Raw genomic sequence first — 4,811 nt, 5'->3', positions numbered from 1 at the left:
ACGATCTTCTGGCCGTGCTTCATCCGGAGAGGGTGAAACCTCTCACCCTCCCACCGCTTCGCGGCGGGCCCCTCCCTCTCTCTAAGAGAGAGGGGGCTCGAACGTCCGCTCAGGGTCGAAAGCGGAAGCCGCAGGCGCTGCTGGAACTGGACGCCCTAAGCCCCCTAGATCCCCTCGCCCACGTTCGGCGCCGCGCCCGGCGCGCGGGCGACGTGGATGCCGCACTCGGTCTTGTCCTGGCCCGCCCAGCGGCCGGCGCGGACGTCGGCGTTGGGATCGTCCACCGCCTTGGTGCACGGCCAGCAGCCGACCGAGGGGAAGCCCTGGCCGACCAGCGGGTGGGCCGGCAGGTCGTGCTCGGCGACATAGGCGTCCAGCTCGGCCTTGCCCCAGTTGGCCAGCGGGTTGAACTTGATCTGGCCCTCGGTCTCCTCGACCACGCGCAGGCGCAGACGGTCGCCGCCGTGGAAGCGCTTGCGGCCGGTGGTCCAGGCGGCGAACTCGCCCAGGGCGCGGTCCAGCGGCAGCACCTTGCGGATGTGGCAGCAGCCGTCGGTGTCGGTGCGCCAGAGGTCGGACTTGGGATCGGTGACGGCCAGGTCGGTGAAGGCCGGCCGCAGGTCGCGCACGTCGGTCAGGCCCAGCTTGGCGGCCAGCGACTTGCGGTAGTCCAGGGTCTGGCCAAACAGCATGCCGGTGTCGAGGAACAGCACCGGGATGTCCTTGGACACCTGGCTGGCCAGGTGCAGCAGCACCGCCGATTCCGCGCCGAACGAGCTGACCAGGGCCAGCTTGTCGCCGAAGGTCTCGTAGGCCTTGCGCAGCACGGTCGCCGGATGGGCGTCGCGCAGCTCGGCGTCCAGCCGAGCGGCCAGGTCAGCCGCCGTCGGCGGGGCCTTGGCGCAGGGCTTCACCTCGGTCGCGGTCTGGTCGTAGGCCATCAGCCGGCCCTTTCCTCGAACGCCACCACTCGATTGTCGGCCGCGCGCTGGTAGACATGGCGGAAGCGGTGGGCGGCCTTGGTCCAGGCCTCGGGCGTGGCGCCGTCATTGGGTTCGAAGGCGTCGAAGCCGCAGCGGACCATGAAGCCGGCCTGCTCCTGCAGCACGTCGCCCACGGCCCGGATCTCGCCGGTGAAGCCCAGGCGTTCGCGCAGCAGGCGGGCCGAGGTGTAGGCGCGGCCGTCGCGGTATTTCGGGAAGGCCAGGGCCACCACCGACAGGCGCGGCAGGTCGTAGGCCAGGGCCTCGACCTCCTGGTCGGCCTCGACCCGCACCCCGACCCGGCGGCTGTTGGACAGCAGGATCTCGCCCTCGGCCTGGAAGCGGGCCAGGGACAGGATCACGTCGCCTTCGGGCAGGGCGTCGTCGTCGGCCACGTGGACGAAGGCGTCCTCGGCCCATGCGGCGCCGAAGGTCTTGTCGCTCGGCGCGCCGACCAGCTTAATCAGCTTGGGCATAGACCGCCTCCTTGAAGGGTTCGAGGCCGACGCGGCGATAGGTGTCGAGGAAGCGCTCGTCGGCGGCGCGGATGTCCAGATAGCGATCGACCAGGGCGTCGATGGCCGGGGCGACCTTGTCGGCCGACAGGCCCGGGCCCAGGATCTTGCCGATCGAGGCGTCCTCCGCCCCCGATCCACCGAGCGAGAGCTGGTAGAATTCCTCGCCCTTCTTGTCGACGCCCAGAATGCCGATATGGGCCACATGGTGGTGGCCGCAGGCGTTGATGCAGCCGCTGATCTTGATCTTCAGCTCGCCCACCTTCTCGGCCCGGTCGGGGTCGGCGAACTTGCGGGCGATGTCCTGGGCGATCGGGATGGCGCGGGCGTTGGCCAGGGCGCAATAGTCCAGGCCCGGGCAGGCGATGATGTCGCTGGCCAGGTCGATGTTGGCGGTCGCCAGGCCCGCGGCTTCCAGCGCCGCGTGAACGGTGGGCAGGTCGTCCAGCTTGACGTGCGGCAGGACCAGGTTCTGGGCGTGGGTCACCCGCAGGTCGTCCAGGCTGTAGCGCTCGGCCAGGTCGGCGACGACCTCCAGCTGTTCGGCCGTGGCGTCGCCCGGGGTCTGGCCGATGGCCTTCAGCGACACCTCGACGATGGCGTAGCCGGGCTGCTTGTGCGGCTTGACGTTGTTGCGGACGAAGCGTTGCAGCGCGGGGCTGGCGGCGCGGGCGGTCTCGAACGCTTCCGACACCTCGGGGAGCGTCTCGAAATTGGTCTGGGYGAAGGCCGCGCGGACGCGGGCCAGTTCGCTGGCCGGCAGGTTGGCGCGGGCGTGGTCGATCTTGCCCCACTCCTCCTCGACCTGGCGGGCGAACTCCTCGGCGCCCAGGGCCGCAACCAGGATCTTGATCCGGGCCTTGTAGATGTTGTCCCGGCGGCCGTGGCGGTTGTAGACGCGCAGGACGGCCTCGACATAGCTGAGCAGGTGCTCGGCCGGCAGGTACGACTTGATGGTGGGGCCCACATAGGGCGTGCGCCCCTGGCCGCCGCCGACGATCACCTCGAAGCCGATCTGGCCGTCACGACCCTTGCGCAGGATCAGGCCGATGTCGTGCACCTTGACCGCCGCGCGGTCGGTCAGGGCGCCGGTGATGGCGATCTTGAACTTGCGCGGCAGGAAGCTGAACTCGGGGTGCAGGGTCGACCACTGGCGCAGGACCTCGGACCACACGCGCGGATCGTCGATCTCCTCGGCCGTGGCGCCCGCATAGGGATCGGCGGTGACGTTGCGGATGCAGTTGCCGCTGGTCTGGATGGCGTGCAGGTCCACCTCGGCCAGGGCGTCCAGGATGTCCGGCGCGTCCTTCAGCTTGATCCAGTTGAACTGGATGTTCTGACGGGTGGTCATGTGCCCGTAGTTCTTGTCGTAGGTGCGGGCGATCCAGGCCAGGCGGCGGGCCTGGCGGGCGTTCAGCGAGCCGTACGGAATGGCGATCCGCAGCATGTAGGCGTGCAGCTGCAGATAGAGGCCGTTCATCAGCCGCAGCGGCTTGAACTGGTCCTCGGTCAGCTCGCCGGCCAGGCGGCGGGCCACCTGGTGGCGGAACTCGTTGGAGCGGTCCGTCAGGAATTCGCGGTCGATGGGATCGTACAGATACATCTTACTTCCTGCGGATCAGGTCGACGCGGCCGGTCGAACGCGCGGCGCCCGCCGCGTGGCGGAGCGCCTCGATCACCTCGCCGCCGACGGCCTGCTTGCCGTGGGTGGGTTCGTTGGTGGGCCCGAGCGCCCGGATGCGTTCGCGGTAGCTGACAGGGGCCAGCCCCCCATCTACCGGCGCCAGGTCGATCGGATAGGGATCGACGATCACGGTCGCCTGGGACTTGCCCTTGGCGACCACGGCCTCGACCTCGGCGTCGCGGGTCTCGTCGAACAGCTCGGCGTCGCCGAACCCCTCGACCCAGGCGCCGGCCTTCCAGAACACGACCTCGCCGTCGATCAGGCGATTGGCGGTGACAGCTTTCATGAACGCAGGCTCGCGGACTGGGATTGGGGGATGGGGGCGGCGGCCAGGTCGGGAACGCCGACCTCCGCCATGGCCATGGACTCGCCGACCATCAGCAGCGCCGGGCCCTTCAGACCCTCGGCGGCGAGCGCCAGGCCGGCCAGGGTGGTCAGGATGCGGCGCTCGTCGGCGCGGCTGGCGTTCTCGACGATCAGGGCCGGGGTCGAACCCGCGCGACCGGCGGCCGTCAGGCGTTCGGCGATCAGGCCGGCGGTCGAGACGCCCATATAGACCACGACCGTCTGGTTCGGGCGCGCCAGGGCGGTCCAGTCCAGGTCCGGTTCGCCGTGCGCGGCGTGGCCGGTGACGAAGGTCACGGCCTGGGCCGATCCGCGATGGGTCAGGGGCGCGCCGGCCCCGGCCGAGGCGGCCAGGGCGGCGGTGACGCCGGGGATCACCGTGCAGTCGACGCCGGCCTCGCGGCAGGCGGCCAGCTCCTCGCCGCCGCGGCCGAACAGGAACGGGTCGCCGCCCTTCAGCCGCACGACGGCCAGGCCTTCGAGGGCCAGGGCCACGAGCAGCTGGTTGATGTCGTCCTGCGGCAGGGTGTGGCGCGACTTGCGCTTGGCGACGTTGATCCGCCGCGCCGCCGGCGGCGCCAGGTCGAGGATCTCGTCGGAAACCAGGCCGTCATGGACGACCACGTCGGCGGCCTGCAGGGCCTTCAGCGCCTTGATCGTCAGCAGCTCGGGATCACCGGGCCCCGCGCCCACCAGGGTCACGAAACCGGACGGCAAATGGGGCGCACGCGCGCTGATCCCGCCGCCGATGGCGACCAGACCGGCTTTCGACCGGGAAGCGGATCGGACCGTGGGCCGAGCCATCAGATTCAGGTCCTCTATAAGCCAGACGCCACTGCCGACGCCCCGGACCGGCGACTTCGCCAAACCGGTTGCGCCGAAAGCATTGCGGGGCGAACCCTAGGGTCCGCCCCGCTCGCGTTCCCCGACGAAAAGGGCCATCTCCGTCAGCGAACGCTTGCAAATTGGGCGGCGACGGGCCAATTCGCAAACAAGGTCTTCTGCCGGGGCGTTCAGTAAAACTCATGGAAAGACAGTCCGAGCGACGTCGCTTGCCTCCCTTGAATGCGCTGCGCGCCTTCGAGGCCGCAGCCCGTCACCTGAACTTCAGCCGCGCCGCYGACGAACTGTCGGTGACGCCCGGCGCCGTGAGTCAGCAGATCCAGAACCTCGAGGACTATGTCGGCGCGGCCCTGTTCAAGCGCACGCCCAAGGGCCTGCTGCTGACCGACGCCGCCCAGACCGCCCTGCCCGCCCTGCGCGAGGCGTTCGACCGCCTGGCCG

The 4,811-nt window shown here is 70.1% G+C and carries 7 protein-coding genes; 2 read left to right on the top strand and 5 right to left on the bottom strand.

The features are described from left to right. A partial coding sequence (locus AC1DZ6_RS19175) for a hypothetical protein (RefSeq protein ID WP_477098736.1) occupies positions 1–85 on the top strand: 85 nt, incomplete at its 5' end. Between the two features lie 79 nt (positions 86–164). On the opposite strand, the gene AC1DZ6_RS19170 is transcribed toward AC1DZ6_RS19175, so the two are convergent. From AC1DZ6_RS19170 to cobA, 5 genes are read right to left on the bottom strand one after another with little or no spacing between them, the layout of a single operon-like run. Next, positions 165–941 (bottom strand): phosphoadenylyl-sulfate reductase, encoded by a 777-nt coding sequence (locus tag AC1DZ6_RS19170; RefSeq protein ID WP_477098735.1) that lies wholly within the window; start codon positions 939–941, stop codon positions 165–167. Further along, positions 941–1,459, bottom strand: coding sequence for a DUF934 domain-containing protein (locus AC1DZ6_RS19165; protein WP_477098734.1), 519 nt, complete (start codon positions 1,457–1,459; stop codon positions 941–943). The genes AC1DZ6_RS19170 and AC1DZ6_RS19165 overlap by 1 nt, the downstream gene beginning before the upstream one ends. Continuing rightward, positions 1,443–3,101, bottom strand: coding sequence for a nitrite/sulfite reductase (locus AC1DZ6_RS19160; protein WP_477098733.1), 1,659 nt, complete (start codon positions 3,099–3,101; stop codon positions 1,443–1,445). Before AC1DZ6_RS19160 ends, AC1DZ6_RS19165 begins: the two co-directional genes overlap by 17 nt. A 1-nt stretch (position 3,102) precedes the next feature. Then, entirely contained in the window at positions 3,103–3,468 is a 366-nt protein-coding gene (locus AC1DZ6_RS19155) for a DUF2849 domain-containing protein (RefSeq protein WP_477098732.1), read from the bottom strand. Further along, positions 3,465–4,331: a uroporphyrinogen-III C-methyltransferase gene (gene cobA, locus AC1DZ6_RS19150; RefSeq protein WP_477098731.1), complete on the bottom strand. Its 867-nt coding sequence runs from the start codon at positions 4,329–4,331 to the stop codon at positions 3,465–3,467. The genes AC1DZ6_RS19155 and cobA overlap by 4 nt, the downstream gene beginning before the upstream one ends. Positions 4,332–4,552: 221 nt before the next feature. Between cobA and AC1DZ6_RS19145 the strand changes: the two genes are divergently transcribed. Next, on the top strand, positions 4,553–4,811 hold a 259-nt coding region (locus AC1DZ6_RS19145), incomplete at its 3' end, for a LysR family transcriptional regulator (protein ID WP_477098730.1).

This window comes from Caulobacter sp. P1_B12_2 (genome assembly GCF_056406675.1).
This window is presented reverse-complemented; position numbering and strand designations above follow the sequence as displayed.